Source organism: Stenotrophomonas sp. PS02300, assembly GCF_029959395.1.
Taxonomy (GTDB): Bacteria; Pseudomonadota; Gammaproteobacteria; order Xanthomonadales; family Xanthomonadaceae; genus Stenotrophomonas; species Stenotrophomonas maltophilia_AD.
In genome coordinates, this window is sequence record NZ_JASCOP010000006.1 from 38335 (window position 1) to 61721 (window position 23387).

The window sequence follows — 23387 nt, forward strand, 5'->3', positions numbered from 1 at the left end:
CCCCCTGTTGTCCTGCTCCGTGCCGTCCCCCCGGACGTGGCATGGAGCTTACCCGGCGTCATGCCCGGTCCCGTGGGGATTGTGCACATTACTGGGCGGGTGTGCATCTATCCGGGCAGACTTTCGGGAAACTCGAACCCGGTTAAATCAACGCATTACCGGGTCGCTCTACGGGGGTGTATAGCGAAAGCCGGTTCCCGTGGAGAGTTTCCACGGGTTCAAACTCACGTCGCAGACGTGCCACCAGTCGGCACCTGCCTGATATTCCGGCGGATCGATTCGCTTCCTACCGGCACCGGCCTCTACCTCGACGAAGAATCCCTGGCGTGGCCATTCGCCTTGGAAGCGATGTACGTAGACCTCGAAAGCATCGCCCCCCGCCTTGAGGATTTTCACTTCCTCGATCGCAGGTGAGAACTGCTGGTCTCCCTGAAGTTCCATCCACGGCTCCGCGCTTATGCTTCCTCGGGAGGAATAGTGGACCGTGGTACGAACTCCGTCGCGCTTGCGCGCAACGTGCAGATCCAGGTCGCCGCCGTCTTTCCAGTGGAGTCGGATACTGGCTCTTCCTCCGAAAACGTCGGACGCTTCGTCCATCTGCGTGAACGCGCCCGACACCTGTTCCCGGAACGCGGCCACACCGGATCCCGAAGGACGCATCTCGCCGTATGCGCCACTGAACGAGCCATGGGCAGGGAGTGTGATCTCACCGATCCGGGTGTAATTGACAAGCAAGACGCTTGCGTCTGCATGTGCCCGCGCGTAGTCCCAGATTGCATCCTCAAAGGACTTCCTGGCCGCGATTCGATAGTGCTTGCACTCCACCACCAGCCCGGCCTTCGTTCTTCTTCCCGCATGCTCGCGATAGACCGTGTAGTCGGGCTGCACGGCATGCTTTCTGCCGCTGCCCTTCAGTGCAACAGTGGTCTCTTCCCGACTCTCGGCGCGAAGAAGCGCTGTTCCACCGGAAAGCGGGAACCGCGCGACATCCGCACCCGCGAACGAAAAGCTGAGCACTCCATTGGTGAGAATCCAATCGGGAGCGCGACCACTGGATGATGCGATCTGCGTGGCTACCCACACCGAGTAGAGCTCGTGCCGCTTCTTCCAGACAGGGAGATCCAGAACATCGTCGAGTGCACGCGCGGCTTCGACCCAGCGCTCCTGGTTCGATGGAACTTGATCGAGGAGCATGCGCAGGTGATCCATGATCTGGGTGCGCAGCGAGGACCACTCGTATAGTCTTGGAGCAGCTGCATACCAGACAAGCGGCCATGCACTAAGGTAGTCATTGTGAAGGCGCCTTGCCTCAACGACTGTCCAATCGTCCGGAAGCGCCATATCGGCGGGCGTATCAACGGTGTCAGCGTACCTACCACCTCCCATAAGCGTCATCACTCGCATGTGGCTGGCTACCGCAGACCGTAATCTTGCAAGCAGCGCTTCAAAATCCGGATCTGAATTTAACTGAATCTGAGGGGGCGGGTCGGTAACCCCGTCCCAAAGCGACCGGAACCAGTATCGAAGGTCGTGCCCTACAAAGTCATCGGCGGAACGACCAAATATGCTGGAGCCGCGCTCGCCGTTGTAACCAAGCTCAGATTCGATATGCGGATAGGCATGACTGAAGTCAAACCTTCCCCATGCGCTTCCTGTGCTTGTCAGCATGGCATGCTGAATCACCGACTGTTGACGACGAAATTCGCTCAGGCTGACTTGAAGCTCCTCATCCAAGGCGTCCCACTGCACATTAATGGAGAGCGCTTCGGTGTCCGCTCCACCACGCGCCTGCTCCACCATCTCCAGAATGTCGCGCATCATCCGCGACCAAGGTGTCAGTTTCGCAAGGATCGCGTTGAGCAACGCCTCTGTCGTTGTCCCTGCCTGCTCCATCGCCTGGTCAAGCGCTATGCCATTTGGAAGGGCCAAGGTCTTGCGCAATTCCGAGATGAGCTCTGCATCGTGAGCCTCCCTCTTGTCTTTGCGCTCTTTAAGGTCAAGACCAGCGCGGGCGCAGAATGCCCGCCAGAGATCGGGAGCCGTTCCTATTGAAGCAACCAGCGAAGGGACATGTGGCATTTTAGTCTCCTAGTCGAAGGCCCATTGGGCAGTCGCGCAGTAAGATCGGCGCAAGAATTTTCAACCTGTTATTACCATCGCTCAAGACATCCCGGTTGGTGAGATTGGACGGTTTATGGATAGCCATGCGCTCCGATACTCCACCGACGAGGTAGTCAGCAGTTCAGGAGGCGCGCCAGCTCCATCTCAAGATGTGCGTCCACGGCTTCGATATCCAGGCTGCCAGCAGCCACTACGGCCTTCACCTCAGTGAGGGAGACGTAGCCAAAGCGCACCCACGCAACCATGTTCCCCCGCAGCAGGAAGCCGATCAGGTCTCCACCCGAGCGCAGTGCAGCATCGCCTACGTCCACCATGCACAGGCTGCCATGGCTGACCAATAGCATTCGTCTCAGCTCGGGAATACTGCCGAAGGGCATGCACTCGCTCAAGGGGCGCTTATGCACCATCCACTGCTTTGCCACCCAAGTGATGCGTGTGAGTACTTCGGTCAGCATGACCGGTACAGACATGGCCAAGCCGTGGCGCATGTCGTAGCCCTGCTCGAAGACTCGTACGGCAATCGTTGCAAATGTTTGCCGATGCTGTCCGAAGCTGCCTACGTCGACGAACTGCAGTAATGAATAGAACGGGATCGGAATGCCGGAGCCGCGGTTCTCTGCACCGGAAGAGCCGGCCATGTCGGAGAACAGGTGACCCATCCAGTTGACAAAGCCGGCAAAGATCTTCGCGGCAACCGTACTGCCTTGGAGCTTGAAGTCCTTGGTGTCTACGGAGATGAGCCTGCCGTCTGCGACAAAGTTTGCCGTGTTGCAGAACTGGTCCAGAATGGAGAAGAACAATCCCACAAGGTCTGGAGAATGACCCAGGCTCTTGATGTGGTGGTTGTTCGTGCTCATTCTGAACTTTCCGCCGACATCGACGCCGTGCCGATGGTCATAGTTGACGGGGAAGGCGCGCTCCAGCCAGCCGATGGCGCTGCTGGTTGGGTCGCTTCCTTCCTTGGGGCCCTTCCACCCCATCAGGCGGGCAAAGGTACGCACGGCCGAATCCACAACGGAGTCAGCGGCGCGGCCTAGGGGGCTGGCTTCATCACCGCCCTTGACACTGGCCGCACCCACGAACACTACGTCCACGAGGCCACCAATCAGCCCGCAGGCGCCGGCAAGCATGTAGTCGTATCGGTCGCAGTTCGCCGTCTTCAGCGAAAAGTCCTCGCGCACCAGCCTTTCAAAGGCCACGCGCTGGCTGGCGCTCATCAGCTTCGCGAATGGGTCGGCCAGCAGATCGAGCCCGTTCCGGGCCGAATAGGCGATCAGTGCCTCTTCAAAGTCAGCCGTAGAGGTGTCAGGCGCGATGTCCATCCCGTCCACCATCGCCAGCGTGCGCAGCGGACCACGGTGCGATACCGACTCACCCGACAGTTCGGCGTGAATCTCCAGCACCAGATCAGTATCTCCGCCAGAGTCCAGCAACACGGTCCCCTGCCCCAGCATTGCTTCAGCCTGAGCCATTGCCTCTGCCAACACCGCATCATCCTCAGCCTGCCTGGCCGACATCTCGTCGAGCGCGGAGGACATACTGCCCAACTGCAGCTCAACTGCAGAAATCTGGTGCTTCTGGGCACGAAGTCGATGGGCGTGCGCGTCCAGCTCATCGCTGGGGTTCACGACAACAAGCCAGTCAGGCCGCGGGTGGCTTTGCTGGCCAGGTCGGTCATCTTGCCCGCCACCACATCTGAAACATTGAAGTAGCCGATGGCTTGGAACGCCTGCGCGAGCTCCTCCAGTTCACGGACCTCGTAGCTTTCCTTCAGTGCAAGCTTCTCGGTCTCGATGGTCTTGTCATCCTTGCTCTCCTGGATCAGCCGCGGTTCGTAGTGGCCGATGATCCAGTCGCCAAGCTCCTGGCGCGTGGCATCGCGGGTCAGGTATCGCACCCGATCTTCATCCAGAAAGCGCGCACAGCTGAGCCGGGTAGCGCTGCTCTGTGCCGCCTGCGAACGTTCGTTCAGCACCTTGCCCGCCCCGGTCAGCTGAGTCATCAGGCGCATCAACTTGGCGATCTGCTCGCTCTGCGCGCCGTGCGCGAGTATCTGCTCATTCAACCGCAGCGTGACGGAATTGATATCGGAGACCAGGAGGGACAGCGTCACCTGGGTCTGCTTGATCACTTCGGCAAGCATCAAGCCACGGCGCTTGGACCTTGTAAGTTCGTTGGCACCGGTAAGCTTGCGGATGCCTGCGTAGGTACCCACGCCGAGCAGCACAGCCACGCCGATACCGGTTGCCATGCTGGACAACCCAAGGATGCCCCCCAGGCCAAGCGTGGCGAGGCCTGATGTCATGCCGGCCGCTGACATGCCGATGACCGAACCAGAGAGGTAAACCGCCGCCAGGGGCGTGCCTACCGCTGCCGCCTTCGCTGAAAGCAGTTTCATGGTTTCCGTGAGCTGGTCGTCGCTGACATCCTCCCGAAGCATGTCGTGCTCGCTCTTGATAGCGAACTCGACCAGCTCCAGGTCGGCGTCGGACACCTTAAGCAGCTGGCGATGTTGATCAAGGAAGGCAAATTGCTTCCTGTAGCGGCCGGTCATGCAGTGGTGCAGGTTGATGAGCTCCTTCACCAGGGAGACATGCACAGAGTGCGCCTGCCCATCCGGGCAATGGGCATCCAGAGTCTCGATGAGGGTGGAAACGGCTTCCTGCCGTTCCCCGGCGGCGATGTACACGCGAACGGCCAGGCGCGAGTCCGAGGCGAGGTTTAGGCGTGTCATGAGCAGCATGAGTTCGGCAAATGCTTTGTGCCCCAGCTCCTGCTTGCCCTCGTACGCCATGCTTACCGCCACCTTGACGTACGCCACCTTCAGTTCCTCGGCCATGTCCTCGATGGGGATGGACTGCGCTTCCTCCTGGTGATCATCGAAGTCGGCAATTGCCTCTTGGAGCACATTGGCCAACGCCTGCAGGTTGAGGAACGCGCCGCGCACGTCCACGCTGGATCCGCTGATCCGGGTGATGCGCACCAGCTTGTCGACCTTGCCGGGCTTCGCTGCAATGGCTACTTCCAGATACTCCGCACTGGCCAGTTCGGCATACGGAAGCGGAACCGGAGTTGCCATCAGCGAACGAACAATGACCTGCTCGCCTGTGAACAGCAGGCCCTCCTTCGACCCGCCCAGCAGGCTGTCGTCATACAAAGCGACCACATTGCCTGGCTTGCCCGTGTAACCGAAGGCGCCAATAGCGTTGTTCAGCTTCTTTTCGTCGATGTTGGGCGCGATGTAGACGCGCTTGGCGGAGATATCCACCAACCGCTCCCGAAGGAAGGTATTGATGTTGCCCATGTGACCCCTGTTGCATCGAGTGATGTGCTCTGGGGGGGGCACTGTTCATCCTAAGGTGAGGCCTGCCCCCCGACGAGTCCCCGATAACAGTGTGACGAGGCTCTCACTGGTTGAGTATCGGATTAGTCTGACTGCATGTCGGGAGATTCCCGACAGAGCGAATCCGCACTTCATGAACACCGTTACCCAGCGACAGGACATTGATCTGTCGGGGAATCCCTTACATCTCAGTCGTCCAGGATTTTCTATCATCCCGAATCAAACAAGGACAGAGGCTACTGGGATGGGATTCAGCAAGGCAGATCTTTTTACCATTGAGCAGATCACCTCGCGAACGCCGCTTGTCATTCCTGAGTTCCAGCGCGGATATGCCTGGCGCGAGGAGCAGTGGGCGGCGCTATGGGACGACGTAACCAGCGTGGTCGAGCGCGATGCCGCACAGCACTACACTGGATCGGTCATGATCACCGACGCACCAGACGGCGAACCGAGCGAGCTCATCGATGGCCAACAGCGCATGGTGACCATCGCGCTGCTGCTCTCTGCGCTGGGCGATGCCGCCTATCCAGTGACTTTCCGCCGAAATGACGTTCTGCAGCAGTGCTTTGACTTCCACGCCTTGAAACGAGCAGCGCTGGCGCCAGCGGTAGCGCGCGACCGATCCTACTACGCGCGGAACATGACGAAGGCTTGGGAGTACTTCAGCAAGAAGTCTACTGAGCTGGACAGTGTCAGTGTCAGGGCATCTTATGTCGACGCATTGCGGCACCGCCTCAAGCTCTTTGTGCTGACTATCCAGCCGGAGTTTGATGTCCATGTGGCATTCGAAACCATCAACAACCGTGGGCGGCCCCTGAGTACTCTTGAGAAGCTCAAGAATCGCCTGATCTGCCTCGCCTCGCAGGAAGGCAACCTCAAGAGGTCCAGGCAAACAACGGATGAAGTTCACCGCTGCTGGAAGGAAGTCTACGCCAGCCTTGGCGCGGGCAAGGAGCTGCTCGCTGACGACGATTTCCTTGCAGCACATGCAACGGGCTGGTTCCGCGTGGAGCGGGTGGCGGACTGGCTCAGCACTCGCCTGTTCGACGTTGAATTCTCAGCAAAGCGAAGCACCGATTGCGACCAGATCCTGGCATACGTACAAAGCCTCGAGCACGCCGCAGCATGCTGGAGCCTGCTTCACTCTCCGGACGATCTGCCGCCGGCGGTAGCGGTAAGGCTTCGTGCCCTGTACAGAACCCCCCACAGTGCTTCGCGGCCGGTGTTGCTATGGGCGTTGATCAGGCTTGCGCATGAGTTCCCCAAGCTTCTGTCTGAGCCAGATACAGACACGGGCTGGGGTGGCGCTTTCTGCAAGCTCCTCTGGGAGGCGGAGCGGTTCCGGGTGATGGTAATCCAGGCGAGCGGCCGCCCGGCCCACACGGGTAAGGCCGATCTCAACTTGTCCGCGCATGCGTTGGCCCACCCTGGTACAAGGTTGACCACTGTGCGCCCCGATACGGCATCTCCGCCTCAAGCGACAGCCGCTGTTGAGTGGGCAAGCAAGCACCTGCACTGGATGGTGGACAATGTTTCGGACTTGGATAGTGGCGGTGCCGACCTGTTCACCAACCCCAAGTACACCTGGTCGGGATACTTCAGTAGGGAGCAGGTCCAGGCTGCGATCAACGACAGGTTCAACAAGAAGAACAGCAGCGGCTTCTATGGTTGGCCTCTGGCACGACTGGTGATGTTGGCGTGGGAAGAGCGCCTGCGTGGCACGCGCGGAAGTGTCAACAAGTTGCGAGGCGAGAAGTTCCATTGGACGGATTCAGTGGAGCATGTTTTCCCGCAGAATCCGGCTCCAGAGTGGAATGAGTCGATTGTTGTCAGTGGGCGCAACAAACAGGAAGCCCTGGCAGGTATTGCGGGATCGCTGGGCAACCTCCTGCTGCTCTCCAAGTCATTCAACTCTGAAGTTTCCAACCATCCCTTCCTGTGTAAGGGTGGAAAGGACAAAGCGGGTCGCTTTGCGACGGGAAGCTACTCGGAAATGCAGATTGCCAAGATCTGTGACAAGTGGACCATCGTGGAGATCACGGCGCGTGGCATTGCGATGCTGCAGCACGCTCAGAACCACTGGGCGTTTGAGCTCGTTCCGAGCACTGCGAGTGTGGATGAATGGCTCCCGTATCTCTATGGCCCCTTGGCTGAGCGCGTGCGTCGTGGTGACTTCTATCACGCGAAACTGAATGGAAACAACGTGGGGAGGATGGTCGAGAAGTTCAAGCAGCCGATCAACCTTAGAGATGACAAGTCTTTGGGTAAGCGAGTGGTGGCGGTGTAGGGTTGCATCCCGATCCACCGCCGGGATGGTGGCTACCCCTTTAGGGCATGACCTCGAACACATGCAGCGTGTTTCGGTTCGAGGTCATGCGTTACCGTGCCGATCATTCTTATCGGCGGTCGTTTGGGAACCGACCCTACCCCTTCGGGGGGGCATTCCATTGAGCTGACCCGCTGCGTCGGTGTCAGTCGGCAGGGGTCGCGGCCATGGCGGCTCGGATGTCATCCGTGATCGGGCAATCGGTGCCTTGGCGTCGCGCGGGCCCTGTGAGGGGTTCGATCACGCTGCCATCGGTCTCTTGTGAGCCGCGTTGGCAGTCCAGTGACAGGAACACGGTGCGGCCGTTGCGGTCTACCCATTGTTGGCCGAGGTACTCCCCATCGTCCCTTTCGAAGGTTGGGCCGATCAGCTCCGTCAGCGATCCTTGATTGGGCAGGTTGCGGAGCATGGGGCTGTCGTTCATTGAGGCATTGAGCCAGCTGGCGATGGGCGAGCCGTCCATGCGATGCAGGGTCGTGATCCTGCCCGGCGCGTCATCGGAGAGGTAGCGGGACGTCCACAGGCGATCTTCGCCCCAAGGGGTGATCGCGGTGTAGCGAGGTGGCAGCCGCTCGACCCCATCGGCGTCAATGAAGCCGTAGTAGCCATCGCGCAGGAACACGACGCCGCCAGGCAGCAGCGCATGCGCAGATCCGATGGTCTCGCCCACGAAGCGGCCGTGCTTTACGTGATACAGGCGGGACCCCTCCGCGTCGCTTCGTACGAGGAGCAACGCGCCATCAGCACTGACCTGGTCGATCCAGGTGCCCTTGGGCAGCAGGTGCTGGCCAAGCTCGGCGTCGAGCCACAGCCGGGGCTGGGATTCGCCGTCCAGCGTGCCGAAAAAGCCTGTGGCCTCTGCGCTCAGTTGGCTGAGCGGCGGTGTCTGGACCAGCAGCTTTCCCCTGCAGTCCACCAGGGTTTCCTGCCCGTCTTCCGCTATCGCCTGCCGCATCTCGGGACGCCCTTCGACCCCTTTCCACGCGTAGGCGGTGAATGGCCCAAGCACCTGGCCATTTGCATCAACCAACTTGTCACCGGCGTCCCCCATGCGCGTTCGCCACATGCCTGGGCAGACCTCCTCGCCGGAGGTCGCGCCGGCGACCGACTGGAAGCGCCCGTCCGGGTACATGAGGCCGTCCACGGCGTCGGCTTCGTTCGCGAAAATGCCTTCAGCGTCTTCGCGGATGACGTGGTATTCGGTTGCCCAGCGCGGCCAGGTGCCCACGTCTTCAGAGGCGGGGCTGCGCGACCGCGCCGATGAGTAGCCGACCAGGTAGATGAGCGTGCGATCTCCGGTCAGCTGCCCGCCCGCATCCAGCCGGCGCCAAGCCCTGCCCTGCAGCCCAAGCCAGCCGCCGTTGTTGAGCGGGATCAGGTTGTCGATGCGCTCGGTCCACAGCGTCTTTCCTGCCTCATCGCGCAGCGCGCAGGGTGTGCCCGGTTTGAGGTCGCAGACCAGATACTCAGTGCGCTCCGGGAACGGACCGGCTGCCCGGAGCTCGCCCTTGGCCAGCTGCATCCGAAGCTGTCCACGCGCATCGAAGATGCGTTCGCCTGCTTCCCGCGAGCGCCAGCTGTAGCGTTGCGGGTGCGCCGTGATAGCCCACTCGCCGCTGCCTGGCTGCCAGTCGACGAAGGTGCTTCCATCGGCGCGCAACAGGGCGGTCCCTGCCCTGGACCAGGTGCTGAACAGCGAGGTTGGGTCCGGGTCGTTCCGGTGACGCTCGAACGCCGTGTCGGATCGGAGCTCGACATACGGGCCCTTCAACGAGACCCGGCCAGCGTCATCGAACCACACGCTGCTGCTTCTCTCGAAATCCACGACGAGCCAGCGATCCGCGGCGATCTGCTGCGGCCGCCCGGGCCACGCTTGGATCAGCCGGCCCTGATCATTGGCGACCAAGCCGCTTTCGAACCCGCTGGCCTGCAGGACGAATGTCTGGGGCGCCGCCGCCCATGCCTGGGTGACGCCGAGGGCCAGTGCCAGGAGCGCCGGCTGGGTAATGCGCTGGAAACGCCGGGTGCGGCCGACGCCTGTGGCGTTGAATCGTTGCGTGGCTTCCTTGTCGTGCTTCGTCATCCGGCCATCTTGAGCGTATTGGTGGGCGCCTATGGTAGCCGCCAACCTGTACTCCCCGATGGCTGACAGCTGTCACTTGTTCCGTTTCGGCCCAAAGAGAGAATTACCCCATTCCCGCACGGCGCTGCACGGCCGGCACCCACCCCAAGCCAAGGACCCCCGATGAACATGCTGCAGCAATTCGCTTCGCACACCCCGCTCTGGGTATGGGCGCTTCTGATCTTCCTGATCACGCGCGGCATCGCCGCGATGAAGCCGGGTGAGATCACGCTGGGGCGGCTGGCGGTGGTGCCTGCCCTGTTCACCGCGTGGGGCCTGTGGTCGATCAGTGCCCGCTACGGCACCTCCTGGCAGGCATGGGCACTGTGGCTGGCCGGGATCGGCGCGGGTGCGGGCATCGGCTGGATGATGCTGCGCCGTGCGACGCTGACCGCGGACCGGGCAACCGGGAAGCTGTGGCGCAGCGCGGATTACAGCCTGCTGCCGCTGTTGCTGGTGACGTTCGCCGTGAAGTACGGGTTCGAATCCGCGCTGGCGATGTCGCCGACGCTTGCTGGAAATGTTGGTTTCCGGGCGGCCTATCTGCTGCTGTCTGGCGGTTTCACCGGTATCTTCATCGGCAAGTACCTCCGCTACCTGGCCGCTTTTCGCCGGACTGCGACGGGTGATGACCTGCAGGTCTCGGGTTGAGGTCTGCGTGGACACGCATGGCGTGTCGCTACGACCTGGGCTGCTCGGTTGAGGGGGTGCTGGCCTCCTCCTTTGCAGCAATCCTTTCGACCAGCGTATCGATCGCCGCTTCCATGGCATGCGCGGTCTGGTCGCCGCTCTGGTTGGTGATGATGAAGATGCCCAGATCGTACTTCGGGATGATGTAGATGTAGCACTGCGAGCGGGGCACGCCGCCGTGATGGGCATAGTAGAGGCCCTTCTGGCGGTCGCCGCTGACGATGTTCCAGAAGTAGCCGATGCTGAAGTCGGAATCGAATTTGACCAGCGTGCGATGCGATTCTGTTACGACGGGTCCGTTGGCCAGCTGGAACCTGAGGTACTTCACCATCTCCGGAACGGTGGCCTTTACGTTTCCGGAGGCGCCCCAGGGAAGCTGCGGCATCGGCGTGGTCGGTGTGGGGTTGTCGCTGTGGTAGCCAATCGCGAGCTGCTGCGCCTCAGCATCGGTCAGACGGATGGTGAGGCCGTTCATCCCGGCAGACTCGTTGAAGAAGCCGCGCAGCAGTGACTCGTAGTCGCGCTTGTAAACCTGTTCCAGAATGTCCGCGGTCAGTTCCGTGCCGGTGCTTGAGTAGGCGTAGACCTTTCCGGGACCGCGCGGGATCTCGACGGTATGCAGGTCATTGAAGAACTCGGCTTTACCGTAGTGCGCGTAGATGGCATTGAGTTCTGGCGGCGTGCTGTGGTCGGTGAAGTCGTCAAGCACGGTGTTTGCGCGCTCGGGCAGCATGTTCGGCAGTCCGCTGGTGTGGGACAGCAGGTGGCGGATGCGGATGGGTTCGCCTTTGTATTGCAGGTTCGGGTAGGCCCCCTGCAGGTACATCCGGATGTCGTCATCCAGCGTTACCCTGCCCTCGAGTACTGCGTTCGCCATCAGGGTGCCCGCCAAGGTCTTGCTCAACGAGCCGATTTCGTAGACGGTCGCATCGGTGGGAGCGCCGGGCTTCCCTGCCTGCATGTCGCCGCGGTGGCGGATGTATTCCTTGCCCCGGTACACCACCCCGATAGAGGTCGAGTGGAGCAAAGGCTGCTCGATGAGCGTGGCGGCGACCTCGTCGATCTCGGTCCCCAGATCCTTGGGCGTGGCCGGCTTGCCCGCACAGCCTGCCGCCAGGAGCGCGGCGGAGATTACGAGGTAGGTGAGCCACTGCCTGGGTCGAACAACCATCGAAGTCGCGGGCATGCGTGGGTGCTCGAAGGCTAGGTGGAAAGGGGGCTCAGGATAGCCCATCCCCTGCCCGCCCCCGGGGTGTTTCCCGGGGGCTGAAGAAACCCTATAGTTCGGTTCCCCAAGGGATGTGGTGGACTGAAATGCCTTTCATTGGAATCGGACTCCATGTGCTGGCCGCGATCCTCTTTGCGGTGCACGCCATCCGCTCCGGCCAGAGCCTGTATTGGCTCATTCTGCTTTTCTCGTTTCCGCTACTGGGGAGCTTGGTCTACTTCCTGGCCATCTATTTCCCGGAGGTCCGCCATTCGCGCGGGGCACGCCAGACGTTGCGGGCGGCGAACCAGCTGATCAATCCCGGGCAGGAACTGCGCAAGGCGCGGGCTGAGCTGGAGCATGCGCCGACGCTGCAGAACCGGGTGCGCCTGGCGACGATGCTGCTGGAGTCGGGGCACGTGCAGGAGGCGCGACCGCTGTTCGAGAAGGCGGCCAGTTCGCCGCTGGGTGATGAGCCGCATATCCTGCTTGGGCTTGCGCAGGCACGGCTCGAATCGGGGGATGCTGGGCTTGCGGCGGAGGCGCTGGAGGGCATGTTTGCGCGCCATCCTGATACCCGGCGGAAGTCAGAGGCAACCCTGCTGTATGCGGAGGCGCTGGCGGCGAGCAATGCGCCGGGTACGCGTGCGGCGTTCGAGCATGCGGTTAAGTGTGGCAATGAGGCGGCTGCGCGGTGCCGGTATGGGGAGTGGTTGCTGGCGCAGACGGATGCCGAGGACCAGCAGCGGGCTCGGGTGTTGTTTGCGAGCATTGTTGAGGATTCGAAGCGCTGGTCGCGGTTTGCGCGGGATCACAATGCGCGTTGGCTTGAGCGGGCGAAATCGGTGGCTAAAAGTGGGCCGGTTGCGGGTTGATTCACAAGCGGCATGTAGATCTGCTTGAGGGTATTGCGCGGCGGAGCAAGCTTCGCTACGCTCACGCGCCGTTCACACATTATTCACGTGGCGGGATCGGTCCGTCCGGTAATTGCCGGGTGCCCGTGCAGCCGGGATTGCTGCATCTTCAAGGCTAAGGAAGGCTTACGTGCTCTTCCCCGATATTGTTCGCTCCCGACTGGGAGCACGAGTTGTGGTGTGCTTGGCTTTTCTCGCTTTGTCCGCCTGCGCCATCGTGAAACCTGTCTGGTATCAGACGCGCCCGGACGATCCCGAACAAACGGTCATCATCCAGCTTGTGGGGTATTCCTACATTGAATCGCTGGACGGAAAGCGACTGGCCGAGCCACTGGAAACATGGAACGGCGGATACTACGCAGTGCGCGAAATACGGATTATTCCGGGGAAACACACCATTGCCGGCACCGTTTCCGAACACAGCATCCGAACTGCCTTTGAGTTCGAGGAAACATTCCTTCCGGGGCGCTACGAGATATCTGCCGTCGTCGAGGGTTACTCGGTGAACCCTCAGCTGAAGCGAATGGAGGATGCCGAATGAAACACATGCTGATGTTGATTTCTCTGCTGGGCACTCTGGTGCTGGCCACTGGAAGCGTGACGGCGGGTGAGCGCCCTGTGCTTGACCTCACGAACGGGGACAGCCAACAGGCGGCCACCCTGGAAATAGAAAGCAAGGAAGGACGGTTCGGCGCGTTCGCTCTACCAGACCGTTTGCGCGTGTTTGCGGTCGACGACGTTCGACTCAAAAAGCCCGCACTTGGGCGCTTTTCGGGCTACCGGGGGGAGCTCGTCAGTGAGGTGTTGCTGCGGCCCGGAAAACATCGGGTCCTGCTCCATGCAAAAGGCAAGTTGGGATGCGGATGGGCTTACCAGTGGTTCGTCGCCGAACCTGGCAAGCGTTACATCGCCAAGTTCAAGTTCGACCGGCTTTTGTATAAGGTCTGGATCGAGGATGTGACGTCTGGGAAACCGGTTGGGGGTTTGGTGCTTTCCATTGACGAGCCGGAACCCAAGCCGCGATCGCAGGATATGTATGACGCCACTACCCTGACCTTGTGCTGACGGCGGCTTAGCTTTCCCATGTCATCTCAAAACCAAGCGTCTTGTGCTGGCCTGCTGCCAGGCGTTTCGGTGACAGATTGAACCCGTCGGGTGGGCCGGTCTGAGGCTCAACACAGGTGGCGTTTGGGGCGGCGTCGTAGACCACCCAGTGGTCGGTGTTGGCACGCAGCGTCAGGCGCTGGTCGGCGTACACCAGGGTTATGGCCTTCTGGTTGATGAAGCAGTCGTCCCATGGGCCGGGGGATGCGCTTTCCAGTGGCAGCCTGGCTATGCCCTCCTCGTCTCGCGGGTACATGGCGTCGGGCTCGAACAGCAACTCATCCGGCTTGCGGAACCACGGGTGCCAGCCGAGTACCGCCGGCATTGGCTGGGTGCCGGCCTGCACGGCGAGGCGCAACTCGAGACTGTGCGGCGTCAGGTGTATGACCTGCGTTGCGGTGCCGCCAAAGGGCCAGTAGTCGTCCTCGGGAAGCTCGAGTGACAGCGTGGCGCTGTCCGCCGCGATGCTGTCGATCTGCCACGGCAACGCGAACCCTACCCCGTGGATGGCGTGCTCGCCGAAGTTCGTTGGCAACGCGTGCGCCCTGCCATCGAAGCTGAAGCGCCCGTGCCGGATTCGCCCGGCCCACGGCACCATCGGGTAGCAGCCCCAGGCGATGGTGGCTGCCCCGCCCTCCTGTTCGTCCACCAGCCATTCCACGCCTTCATGGCGGATGCGGGCAACGCGTCCGCCGGCCTCAGGGGCAAGTGCCACCTCTAGCCTGCCGGCCCGCAACCAGTGCAGGTGGCCAGCAGGCAGTGGCGCCTGCGCGTCGTCGATGGGCAACTTGCGCTCAGTTGCCATAGGGATCAATGGTCCGGATGCTGCCGTCCGCTTCCATGTGCAGCGGGGTGCACTTGACCGAACGCAGGTGGGTGACCCCGCCGGACAACAAGGCGTCGTGGTAGAACAGGTACCACTGCCCTTCGACCTGGCAGATGGAGTGGTGCGTGGTCCAGCCGACTACCGGCTTGAGGATCACGCCGCCATAGGTGAACGGGCCGTACGGGCTGTCGCCGATGGCGTAGCACAGCAGATGGGTGTCGCCGGTGGAGTACGACAGGTAATACCTGCCCTGGTACTTGTGCAGCCACGGCCCTTCGAAGAAGCGCCGCTGGTGGTCATCGGCGCGCAGTGGCTGGCCGTGTTCGTCCAGGATGATCACCTCGCGCGTAGGCTCGGCCAGCTGGGTCATGCCCGCGTCCAACCGGCCGACGCGCGGGCCCAGCGCGGGCGCGTCCCCAATGGGTTCTTCGTGCGCCACGTCGTAGCGGTTGTCGCGGTACTTCTGCAGCTGGCCGCCCCAGATGCCACCGAAGTAGAGGTAATGCGCGCCGTCGCCGTCTTCGTATACGGCCGGGTCGATGGAGTACGTGCCTGCCATTGGCTCGGGTTCGGCGGTGAACGGGCCCTCGGGGCGGTCGGCCACGGCGATGCCGATGCGGAACCTGCCCTCCCCGTCCTTGGCCGGGAAGTAGAGGTAGTAGCGGCCATCGCGATGCGCTGCGTCCGGCGCCCACATCTGCTTTGCCGCCCATGGCACGTCGCGGACGTGCAACGCCATGCCGCAGTCGGTGGCCTCGCCGGTGGGGCTGTCCATGCGCAGGACGTGGTAATCCTCCATGCCGAAGTGCCCGCCCTCATCGTCGAACGGTGCGCCGGCATCGATGTCGTGCGAGGGATAGATGTACAGCTTTCCCTCGAACACATGGGCCGACGGATCGGCGGTGTAGATGTGGGTCACCAGCGGCTGGGAGATGGCACGGGCCGCCAGGTGCCCCAGGTTGTTGCCCTCGCGGCGCTGCTGCAGGTCCTGTTCGATGCGGGTTTCCATGCGCTTGTCGATCTTGTAGAGGCACAGCATCGCCACGGCGACGAGGAACGGAATCGAGCAATAGGCGCTCACGGTGAGGCGGATGCCGTTGACCACGCCCTCCGGCTGCTGGTCTGCGCCGGCCTGGTAGCCGTAGTACGCCAGGATGCCGGCGACCAGTGCGCCACCGATGCTGAGGCCGATCTTCAGGCCGCACAGCATCGCGGAGAAGATGATGGCGGTGGCGCGGCGGTTGTTCTTCCATTCGGAATAGTCGGCGACGTCGGCGATCATCGCCCACAGCAACGGAATGGTGATGCCGTAGAAGAAGCCGTGCAGCATGAAGGAGACGAACGCCACGGCCACGGCGGTGGGCGGGAAGAAGTAGAACACCAGCAGGAACACGGTGGAGACCAGCAGCGCGCCGCCGAACACATCGCGCTTGCCGAAGCGGTCGGCCAGCCGGCGCGAGACCCCGATGCCCAGGATCATGCAGATGATGCCGCAGGCGTTGAACAGGCTGAACGCAGAGGTCGCCGGGTCCTCAGGCCAGGCGAAGCCGGACAGCCCCATGCCGTTGAGCGTGGCGTTCAATCCGCCGATGAAGCGGTTGAAGCCGGTGTTGTCGAGAAAGCCCGCAAGAGCAGGCTCGCTCATGTAGTACTGGAAGTAGTAGATGTAGGTGCCGCCCTTCAAGGCAAGGTTGATGAAGACCAGGATGGTCAGGGCCAGCATCACCTGCCACGGCCGGTTGCGCAGCAGGTCGGACAGGTCCTGCAGCACCCCGCCGGTCTGTTCCTTGGCCGGCACGATGCGCTCGCGGGTAGTGGCGAAGGTGATCAGGAAGAACACGGTGCCCACTACCGCGAACACGGTCATCACCCGCTCGAAGCCCAGCACGCGGTCGCCGTCGCCGAGGATCAGCACCAGCGGCAACAGCAGGACTTGGATGATGAACTGCGCGATCATCACCGCCACGAAACGGTAGGCCGAGAGGCTGTTGCGCTGGGCCATGCTGCCGGTGAGCACGCCGCTGAGCGCGGAGTACGGCAGGTTGTTGGCCGCGTACACCAGCATCAGCAGGCCGTAGGTGCCGAGGGCGTAGATGATCTTGCCCTGTGCGCCGAGCTGCGGGGTGCTGAAGGCCAGCAGCGAGAGCACGCCAAACGGCACCGCCGTCCACAGGATCCACGGCCGGAACTTGCCCCAGCGGGTGGCGGTGCGGTCGGCGGCGATGCCGATCAGTGGGGTGAACACGAAGGCGCCCAGCAGGCCGATCACGAAGATGATTGTTGCCGCCGTGGCCGGCGGCAGCCGGTACACATCGGTGTAGAAGAACGCGAGGTAGGTGATCAGCGTCTGGAAGATCAGGTTCGCCGCGAGATCGCCCAGGCTGTAGCCCAGCTTTTCCCGTACCGACAGGACGTACTCAGTCACGGGCAGCCTCCACGGTGAAGCGGGCCTGCACGCGGGCGTCGGCACTGGAGCTGCCTACCCTCACCTCGTACGCCCCCGGCGGTACGACATACGCCGCCCGCGCTTCGTCGTACTGGCGCAGGGCCTGCGTTGCGTCCAGATCGAAGGCCACGGTGCGCCGCTCACCCGGCGCCAGCTGGACACGCTGGAAGCCGCGCAGCGCCTGCTGCGCATCACCCGGTCCCGCATCCACCCGCCGCACATACAGCTGCACCACTTCATCGCCTGCGCGTTTGCCCGAGTTGGCCACGTCCACCTGCACCTTGAGTTGCCCGTCAGCGGCGATGCGGGGTGCATCCAGGCGGAGTTTGCCGTAGTCGAATGTGGTGTACGACAGGCCGTGCCCGAACGGGTACAGCGGCGTGCCGCGGAAGTAGCGGTAGGTGCGGCCTTCCATGGTGTAGTCGTCGAAGGCCGGCATCGCCTGGTCTGCCTTGTAGAAGGTCACCGGCAGCCGCCCGCCGGGGTTGGTGTCACCGAACAGCGCCTGGCCCACGGCGGTGCCGCCGCGTTGCCCGGGGTACCAGCTCATGAGGATCGCGGGAAGGTTCGCCTGGGCCCAGTCCACGGCCATCGCGGAGCCGCCGGTCAGCACCATCACCACCGGCTTGCCGGTGGCATGCAGCGCCTCCAGCAGGGCGCGCTGCGGTGCGGGCAGGCGCAGGTCGGTGCGGTCGCCCCCGGCGAAGCCTGGGTAGTTGACCTTCATTTCCTCGCCTTCGACATCGCCGGTGAGGCCGCCGACGAACACCACCACATCGGCATTGCGGGCGGCATCCAGTGCCTCTTCGAACGGCGGTTTTGCACCGGGCATGCGCCAGCCCAGCCGCACGCCGGCGTCGCGCTCGGCATCAAAGTACTCAAGCGTCAGGTCGTAGGCGCGGCCGGCCTGCAGGTCCAGGTCCACGCCGTCGCCGTGCAGGCGGTCGCTGTTGGCCCAGTGGTCGAGCACACGCTTGCCGTCCACGTAGAGGCGGAAGCCATCGTCGGCGGCGGCCTCGATGCGGTAGCGGCCGGATACCGGCGGCAGCAACTGGCCACTCCAGCGGATGCTGAAGTTGTCGTTGGGTATGCCCTGCCCCGGTGCGGCTTCCCCACGGGCCAGCAGGTTGTCGGTGGGCGAGCCGCGGTCCCAGCCGAAGCCGATCTGGGCGTCGGTACGCACCAGTGCCGGCGTGCCGGAAAGATCGGCGGTGCGGAAGTACTCACCGCGCAGGCCGCGCTCCGGGGAATTGGCCGAGGGCCGCAGGTACGCCGCTTCGATCAGCGGGGTGGCGCTGGGATCGTCGCGCCCTTCCACCAGGTCCACGCCGCGTGCGTAGCGTACTTCGACACCTTTCGCCGCATCGCGGATGCCCTGCAGGATCGTCACCGGTGCGGCCGGGGTGCCGAAGTAGTTGCCGAGCAGCGCCATGGTGTCATCGGCAGTGGGGCCGACCACGGCGATGCGCTTGAGAGTGCGTGACAGCGGCAGCACGCCATCGTTCTTCAGCAGCACCAGCGATTTCTGTGCCGCCTTGAGGGCCAGCGCGTCGTGTGCGGGCGCCTGGTTCACCGATGCGGGAATCTGCGCCCACTTCACGCGCTCCGGTGGATCGAACATGCCCAGCCGCATCCGCGCGGTGAACAGTTGCGTCACCGCTTCGTCGATCTCGGCTTCGCTGATCAGGCCCTGCTTCACTGCTGCCGGCAGCGTGGCGTATTCCTGGCCGCACTCCAGCTCGGTGCCGTTCTTCACTGCCAGCGCGGCGGCGGCTTCGCGGGTGGGGACGATTTTGTGATGCTTCCAGATATCGACGATGGCCCAGCAGTCCGAGACCACGTAGCCCTTGAAGCCCCAGTCGCGGCGCAGCACGTCGCGCAGCAGGAAGTGGCTGGCGCTGGCGGATTCGCCGTAGACCCGGTTGTAGGCGCCCATCACGGCATCCACCTGCCCTTCCTTCACCAGTGCCTCGAACGCCGGCAGGTAGGTGTCGTACAGGTCGCGCTTGCTGGGCCGGGCGTCGAAGTGGTGGCGGTCGGCCTCGGGGCCGCTGTGCACGGCCAAGTGCTTGGCGGTGGCGTCGAGCTTGCGGTACACCGGGTCATTGCCCTGCAGGCCGTGCACGAAGGCCACGCCCATGCGCGCGGTGAGGTACGGGTCTTCGCCGTAGGTTTCCTGGCCGCGGCCCCAGCGCGGGTCGCGGAAGATGTTGATGTTGGGCGACCAGAAGGTCAGCCCCTGGTAGCGGCCATGCGAGCCCTCGCGGATGAACTGGTGGTGCTTGGCGCGGGCTTCGTCGCTGATGGTGGTGGCTACCTGCCCCATCAACGGCACGTCGAAGGTGGCGGCCAGGCCGATGGCCTGTGGGAACACCGTGGCCTGCCCTGCCCGGGCCACGCCGTGCAGCCCTTCGTTCCACCAGTCGTACGCGGGAACGCCCAGCCGCTCGATGGCGGGCGCGGCGTTCTGCATCTGGGCGGCCTTTTCCTCCAGGGTCATCTGCGCGACCAACGCAGCGGCCCGGGTCTCGAAGCTGGCCGAGGTGTCGAGCCAGGGCTGCGGCGCGGCGGCGTGGCCGACGGTGGCCAGGGTGATGGCGGCGCAGAGCGCCAGCGTGCGGAACAGGGGCCTGCGCGTCATCATTTGCTCCTCAGGGCGCGCTCGTCGCGCGCGAATGGTCCCAGCAGGGCGCCAACGAAGCCGCCTGCACGATCCGTACTCAATACCGTTCCGTCCACGTCATCGGCGAGGGTCTGCCAGCCTTGCCCATCGCGTGTGTCGAAGGCGAAGGCATAACGTCCTCCGTCCCCTTTTATCTGCAGGCGCAGCGGGGCTGACGGTGCCACTTCGCGCGATGCGAGTGTTTTTGTTGCGCCGCCGCCGTCGCGTGCTTTGAGGAAGATCACCACGCGATTTTCGCCAACGCTGCGGACGCCGAGGAAGTACCAGTACGCTTCGCTCTGGAAGGCCGCCAATCCTGCCGCGATGCCTTCTGCTGGCTGCGTCATTTGCGTGCTGGCCTCGAAGCGCAGGTGCTGCTGGCGGCGGCCGAGGAACGCGGGGTTGCGTAGGGTGTCGAGGTCTTCCGGCAGCGGGTGCAACGCCAGCGAACCGGGGCGTTCGCGGAGGTCGGCCCAGTCCTGTTTGGGGACGCGCACGCGCAGCCAGTCGTTGCCGAGCGTGGAGGTGTCGAACTCGTTGCGTTTTACGAAGTTGCCGGTGGAAGGGGCTTGGTTCGCTTCGCCCTGCATCCACGATGGCGCCTTGGCCGCGTACGGGATGGTCTGGCCGGCCGGCAGGATCACCGGCCAGCCGTCACGCCATTCCACCGGCAGCAGGTAGGTTTCGCGCCCGGTGTTGTAGTGGCGGGTGTCGTAGTTGCGGCTGGCCAGGAATACCGCCCACCAGGAACCGTCCGGGCCTTCCACCAGGTCGGCGTGGCCGGCATTGGTGATCGGCAGTGGCCGGTCCTGCGGCAGGTCGCGCTGGGTGAGAATCGGGTTGCCCGGGTATGGCACGTAAGGGCCCCACACTTCGCGGCTGCGCAGGACCACCTGCGAATGCTGCGGGCCGGTGCCGCCTTCGGCGTCGGAGAGGTAGTACCAGCCCTCGCGCTTGTAGATGTGCGGGCCTTCGATCCAGATCGGGTTCTTTGCCGGCTCCACGCCGCCGTCGATCAGTACCTTGCGTGGGCCTACCGGCTTGAAGGACGCCAGATCCAGCTGCTGCATCCAGATGGCGCGGTGGCCTTCGTAGCGCGGTGGGCCAGGCGGCACATCGTTGTTGAGCAGGTAGACCTTGCCGTCGTCGTCGAAGAACAGCGACGGGTCGATGCCCTCGATGCCCGGCAGCCAGTGTGGGTCGGACCAGGGGCCGGCCGGATCGCGGGCGGTGGCGATGAAGTTGCCGCCGCTGTCCACTGCCGTGGTGACCACGTAGAAGGTGCCCTCGTGGTACGAGATGGCCGGCGCGAAGATGCCGCGTGAGACGCTCAGTCCGTCGAAGTCCAGCTGCGATGGGCGGTCAATGACGTTGCCGATCTGCTTCCAGTGCACCAGGTCCACGCTCTCGAACACCGGGATGCCCGGGAAGTAGGTGAAGCTGGAATTGACCAGGTAGAACTTCCCGTTGGCGCTTGTGATGCTCGGGTCCGCGTGGAAACCGGCCAGGATCGGGTTGCGGTAATGGCCGGCGGGCAGCGGCGGCTCGAACGCGGCGTCGTTGCCGGCGTATTCGAACCAGTCGAAGTAGACCGGCGGTGCGGGCGTGGCCGCCTGCGCCGGTAACGCAGCGGACAGCAGCAGGAGCGTGGCAAGCAGCAGGCGCATCAGGGTTCCCCTGCAGGGGTGAGAGGGAGCTCGAACGGACCGGCGGGTGCGCCGCTGCTGTCGCGCAGCGTGCAGATGGGGCCGTCTGCCCAGCAGTAGCGGACGCTCGCGGCGGTTGCGGCCTGCAGGCTGTTCAGCACTACCGCGTTGCCGTCCAGCGTGGCGTCGGCGTAGGTGCAGTGCTTCGCCTCGGCGTCGCACAGTTCGAAGCCGATGGGGCCGTTCGCACCCGTTGCGACCAGCGTTCCAGTGACATCGTCGAACCCGATGCGCACCTCCACCCGTGTGCGGGATACCTTGCCTGCGGTCGGGCCGGAGGGGGCTACTGCCCGTTCGCCATAGACCCCATGGCGTGCCACCCGCGCCAGGCGCCGGCCCAGTTCCTGCTTGTTCGGCGGATGGATGTCGTAGGCATCGCCGATGTCGATGGCGAGGGCCAGGCCGGTATGCGGGTCTTCCGCGGCGACGCGCCGCTGCGCCTCGCGGACCTGGGCCCAGCCACTTTCCACCGGGGCCACGGGCGGCTGGCCATAGCCGGCCAGCTGCACTACCAGCAGCGGCATCTCTGCGCCGAACTGCCTGCGCCAGTCATCGCGCACGGAGCGCAGCTTGTCCGCGTAGGCAGCGCCATCGCCGGTGTTGGATTCGCCCTGGTACCAGAGCATGCCGCGCAGGCCATAGCTCCCCAAGGGCGCGATCATGCCGTTGTAGAGCGTGGAAAGGCCGGTGGCGGCATGCCAGGCGGCCAGTGGCGGCGCCTGGTTGCCGGGGGCTATGCGGTACAGCCAGGGGGAATCCAGAACGATCCGGGTGCCATCGGCCAGCTGCAGGGCGTGGGCGTCCGCAGGGCCGGCCAGCCCGCCGTCGCCCCAGGTGTCGAGCACGTTGACGACCACGCTGTTGATGCCGGCTTTCAGCAGGCCGGGCGGCAGCGGGTACGACCGTGCACTTCCCGGTGCGTTCTGGCTGCCCACCGCCACGCCGTTGACCCAGGTCACGTCGGTTTCGTCGGCAGGCGCCAGCTCAAGGCGTGCGCCCTGCTCGGCCTGGGCGGCGCCCAGCTTCACCTGCGTGCGGTACCAGACCATGCCGTTGTACGCGGACAGCGCCCGGATGCCCCAACGCTCCCATGCGCCAAGCTGGGCCGGGGCCTGGCGCCACCCTGCTCGGGCGGCATCGGGCTGCCAGGGCGCATCGCCGGGCGTGGCACCCTCGCGCTGCTCCCACCACTGCTGCCAGTGGGTACCCCAAGCTGCGTTTGCCGCCGCAGGGTCGCTGGCATTCAACGCGAGCACATCCAGTGCTTCGTCCATGCCGCCCTGCGCGCGCAGCGCATCGGCGCTGGTCCAGGCCTCTATCCGCGAGCCGCCCCACGCGGACTGGATGAGCCCCATCGGTACGTTGATGGTCTTCCGCAGTTCGCGTGCGAAGTAGTAGCAGGCAGCGGAAAAGTCGCGCACGGTGTCCGGGGACGCGGGTTGCCAGGAGGCAGGTCCGGCGAACCCCTCCTGGGGCGTCACGGCCGGGGCCTTGGGTACGGTGAACAGACGGATGTCCGGCTGCGTGGCCGATGCGATTTCGCTGTCGGCGTTGAGCGCGCGCCGCACCGGCAGTTCCATGTTGGATTGGCCGGAGCACAGCCAGACATCGCCCATCTGCACGTCGCTCACGGTCTGGTCTGCCTGCCCTGCCCGTACGCGCATTTCATAGGGTCCTCCGGCGGCAATGGGCTTCAAGGTGATGCGCCAGCGACCCTCTGCGTCTGACTGTGCAGTAGCGGTCTGCCGGGCGAACTTCACCGAGACGGTGGTGTCCGGGGCGGCATGGCCCCAGACCGGAATCGGCTGGTCGCGCTGCAGGACCGCATGGTCCTGGAACAGCGGGTGAAGCAGCGGCGTCACGGCTTCCTGCGCCATGGCCGGTGCGGCGAAGCCCCCCAGAGTGGCGGCCAACATCAAA

At 63.8% G+C, this 23387-nt stretch carries 15 protein-coding genes and 1 pseudogene; 5 read left to right on the top strand and 11 right to left on the bottom strand.

The annotated features are described in order from the left end of the window. Positions 1–168: 168 nt before the first annotated feature. The 3 genes from QMX79_RS02810 to QMX79_RS02820 form a co-directional block, all read right to left on the bottom strand. Entirely contained in the window at positions 169–2079 is a 1911-nt protein-coding gene (locus QMX79_RS02810; protein WP_282244167.1) for a hypothetical protein, read from the bottom strand. 155 nt (positions 2080–2234) lie between these two features. After that, the gene (locus QMX79_RS02815; RefSeq protein WP_282244168.1) at positions 2235–3749 is read right to left on the bottom strand and encodes a hypothetical protein; all 1515 of its coding nucleotides are present in this window, start codon (positions 3747–3749) and stop codon (positions 2235–2237) included. After that, a complete protein-coding gene (locus tag QMX79_RS02820) occupies positions 3746–5425 on the bottom strand; it encodes a hypothetical protein (protein ID WP_282244169.1) in 1680 nt (559 codons plus the stop codon). Before QMX79_RS02820 ends, QMX79_RS02815 begins: the two co-directional genes overlap by 4 nt. Positions 5426–5597: 172 nt before the next feature. Here QMX79_RS02820 and QMX79_RS02825 point away from each other — a divergent pair, with 172 nt between their 5' ends. Continuing rightward, a complete protein-coding gene (locus QMX79_RS02825; protein WP_282244171.1) occupies positions 5598–7751 on the top strand; it encodes a DUF262 domain-containing protein in 2154 nt (717 codons plus the stop codon). 184 nt (positions 7752–7935) lie between these two features. Here QMX79_RS02825 and QMX79_RS02830 read toward each other — a convergent pair whose 3' ends face one another. Further along, entirely contained in the window at positions 7936–9873 is a 1938-nt protein-coding gene (locus QMX79_RS02830; RefSeq protein ID WP_282244173.1) for a WG repeat-containing protein, read from the bottom strand. A 162-nt stretch (positions 9874–10035) separates the two neighbouring features. Here QMX79_RS02830 and QMX79_RS02835 point away from each other — a divergent pair, with 162 nt between their 5' ends. Continuing rightward, the gene (locus tag QMX79_RS02835) at positions 10036–10563 is read left to right on the top strand and encodes a DUF6622 family protein (RefSeq protein WP_282244175.1); all 528 of its coding nucleotides are present in this window, start codon (positions 10036–10038) and stop codon (positions 10561–10563) included. Positions 10564–10591: 28 nt separating this feature from the next. On the opposite strand, the gene QMX79_RS02840 is transcribed toward QMX79_RS02835, so the two are convergent. Continuing rightward, on the bottom strand, positions 10592–11788 hold the full coding sequence (locus QMX79_RS02840; RefSeq protein WP_282244177.1) for a serine hydrolase domain-containing protein: 1197 nt from the start codon (positions 11786–11788) through the stop codon (positions 10592–10594). A 113-nt stretch (positions 11789–11901) separates the two neighbouring features. Here QMX79_RS02840 and QMX79_RS02845 point away from each other — a divergent pair, with 113 nt between their 5' ends. The 3 genes from QMX79_RS02845 (at position 11902) to QMX79_RS02855 (ending at position 13788) form a co-directional block, all read left to right on the top strand. Next, positions 11902–12684, top strand: coding sequence for a hypothetical protein (locus QMX79_RS02845; RefSeq protein WP_282244179.1), 783 nt, complete (start codon positions 11902–11904; stop codon positions 12682–12684). Between the two features lie 169 nt (positions 12685–12853). Next, complete coding sequence (locus QMX79_RS02850; protein ID WP_282244181.1) at positions 12854–13264, top strand: hypothetical protein; 411 nt, start codon at positions 12854–12856, stop codon at positions 13262–13264. Beyond that, positions 13261–13788, top strand: coding sequence for a hypothetical protein (locus QMX79_RS02855; protein ID WP_282244183.1), 528 nt, complete (start codon positions 13261–13263; stop codon positions 13786–13788). Before QMX79_RS02850 ends, QMX79_RS02855 begins: the two co-directional genes overlap by 4 nt. A 7-nt stretch (positions 13789–13795) precedes the next feature. Here the strand turns inward: QMX79_RS02855 and QMX79_RS02860 are convergent, their stop codons facing one another. From QMX79_RS02860 to QMX79_RS02885, 6 genes and pseudogenes are all read right to left on the bottom strand, one after another. Then, a complete protein-coding gene (locus QMX79_RS02860; protein ID WP_336618847.1) occupies positions 13796–14614 on the bottom strand; it encodes an aldose epimerase in 819 nt (272 codons plus the stop codon). A 7-nt stretch (positions 14615–14621) separates the two neighbouring features. Next, a complete protein-coding gene (locus QMX79_RS02865; RefSeq protein ID WP_336618849.1) occupies positions 14622–15638 on the bottom strand; it encodes a glycoside hydrolase family 43 protein in 1017 nt (338 codons plus the stop codon). Beyond that, positions 15621–17084, bottom strand: a pseudogene (locus QMX79_RS02870) (MFS transporter); the annotation flags it as partial. The gene QMX79_RS02865 and the pseudogene QMX79_RS02870, both read right to left, overlap by 18 nt. Next, positions 17071–19740, bottom strand: a complete 2670-nt coding sequence (locus QMX79_RS02875; RefSeq protein ID WP_336618848.1) for a glycoside hydrolase family 3 C-terminal domain-containing protein — start codon at positions 19738–19740, stop codon at positions 17071–17073. The gene QMX79_RS02875 and the pseudogene QMX79_RS02870, both read right to left, overlap by 14 nt. Further along, the gene (locus QMX79_RS02880) at positions 19740–21428 is read right to left on the bottom strand and encodes a glycoside hydrolase family 43 protein (protein ID WP_282244189.1); all 1689 of its coding nucleotides are present in this window, start codon (positions 21426–21428) and stop codon (positions 19740–19742) included. The genes QMX79_RS02875 and QMX79_RS02880 overlap by 1 nt, the downstream gene beginning before the upstream one ends. Next, on the bottom strand, positions 21428–23383 hold the full coding sequence (locus tag QMX79_RS02885) for a sialate O-acetylesterase (RefSeq protein WP_282244191.1): 1956 nt from the start codon (positions 23381–23383) through the stop codon (positions 21428–21430). Before QMX79_RS02885 ends, QMX79_RS02880 begins: the two co-directional genes overlap by 1 nt. Positions 23384–23387 lie beyond the last annotated feature (4 nt).

Coding starts and splice junctions, on each gene's coding strand:
- QMX79_RS02855 (WP_282244183.1), top strand. CDS start 13,261: ATGAAACACATGCTGATGTTGATTTCTCTGCTGGGCACTCTGGTGCTG.
- QMX79_RS02885 (WP_282244191.1), bottom strand. CDS start 23,383: ATGTTGGCCGCCACTCTGGGGGGCTTCGCCGCACCGGCCATGGCGCAG.
- QMX79_RS02880 (WP_282244189.1), bottom strand. CDS start 21,428: ATGCGCCTGCTGCTTGCCACGCTCCTGCTGCTGTCCGCTGCGTTACCG.
- QMX79_RS02845 (WP_282244179.1), top strand. CDS start 11,902: ATGTGGTGGACTGAAATGCCTTTCATTGGAATCGGACTCCATGTGCTG.
- QMX79_RS02825 (WP_282244171.1), top strand. CDS start 5,598: ATGAACACCGTTACCCAGCGACAGGACATTGATCTGTCGGGGAATCCC.
- QMX79_RS02875 (WP_336618848.1), bottom strand. CDS start 19,740: ATGACGCGCAGGCCCCTGTTCCGCACGCTGGCGCTCTGCGCCGCCATC.
- QMX79_RS02810 (WP_282244167.1), bottom strand. CDS start 2,079: ATGCCACATGTCCCTTCGCTGGTTGCTTCAATAGGAACGGCTCCCGAT.
- QMX79_RS02820 (WP_282244169.1), bottom strand. CDS start 5,425: ATGGGCAACATCAATACCTTCCTTCGGGAGCGGTTGGTGGATATCTCC.
- QMX79_RS02835 (WP_282244175.1), top strand. CDS start 10,036: ATGAACATGCTGCAGCAATTCGCTTCGCACACCCCGCTCTGGGTATGG.
- QMX79_RS02830 (WP_282244173.1), bottom strand. CDS start 9,873: ATGACGAAGCACGACAAGGAAGCCACGCAACGATTCAACGCCACAGGC.
- QMX79_RS02840 (WP_282244177.1), bottom strand. CDS start 11,788: ATGCCCGCGACTTCGATGGTTGTTCGACCCAGGCAGTGGCTCACCTAC.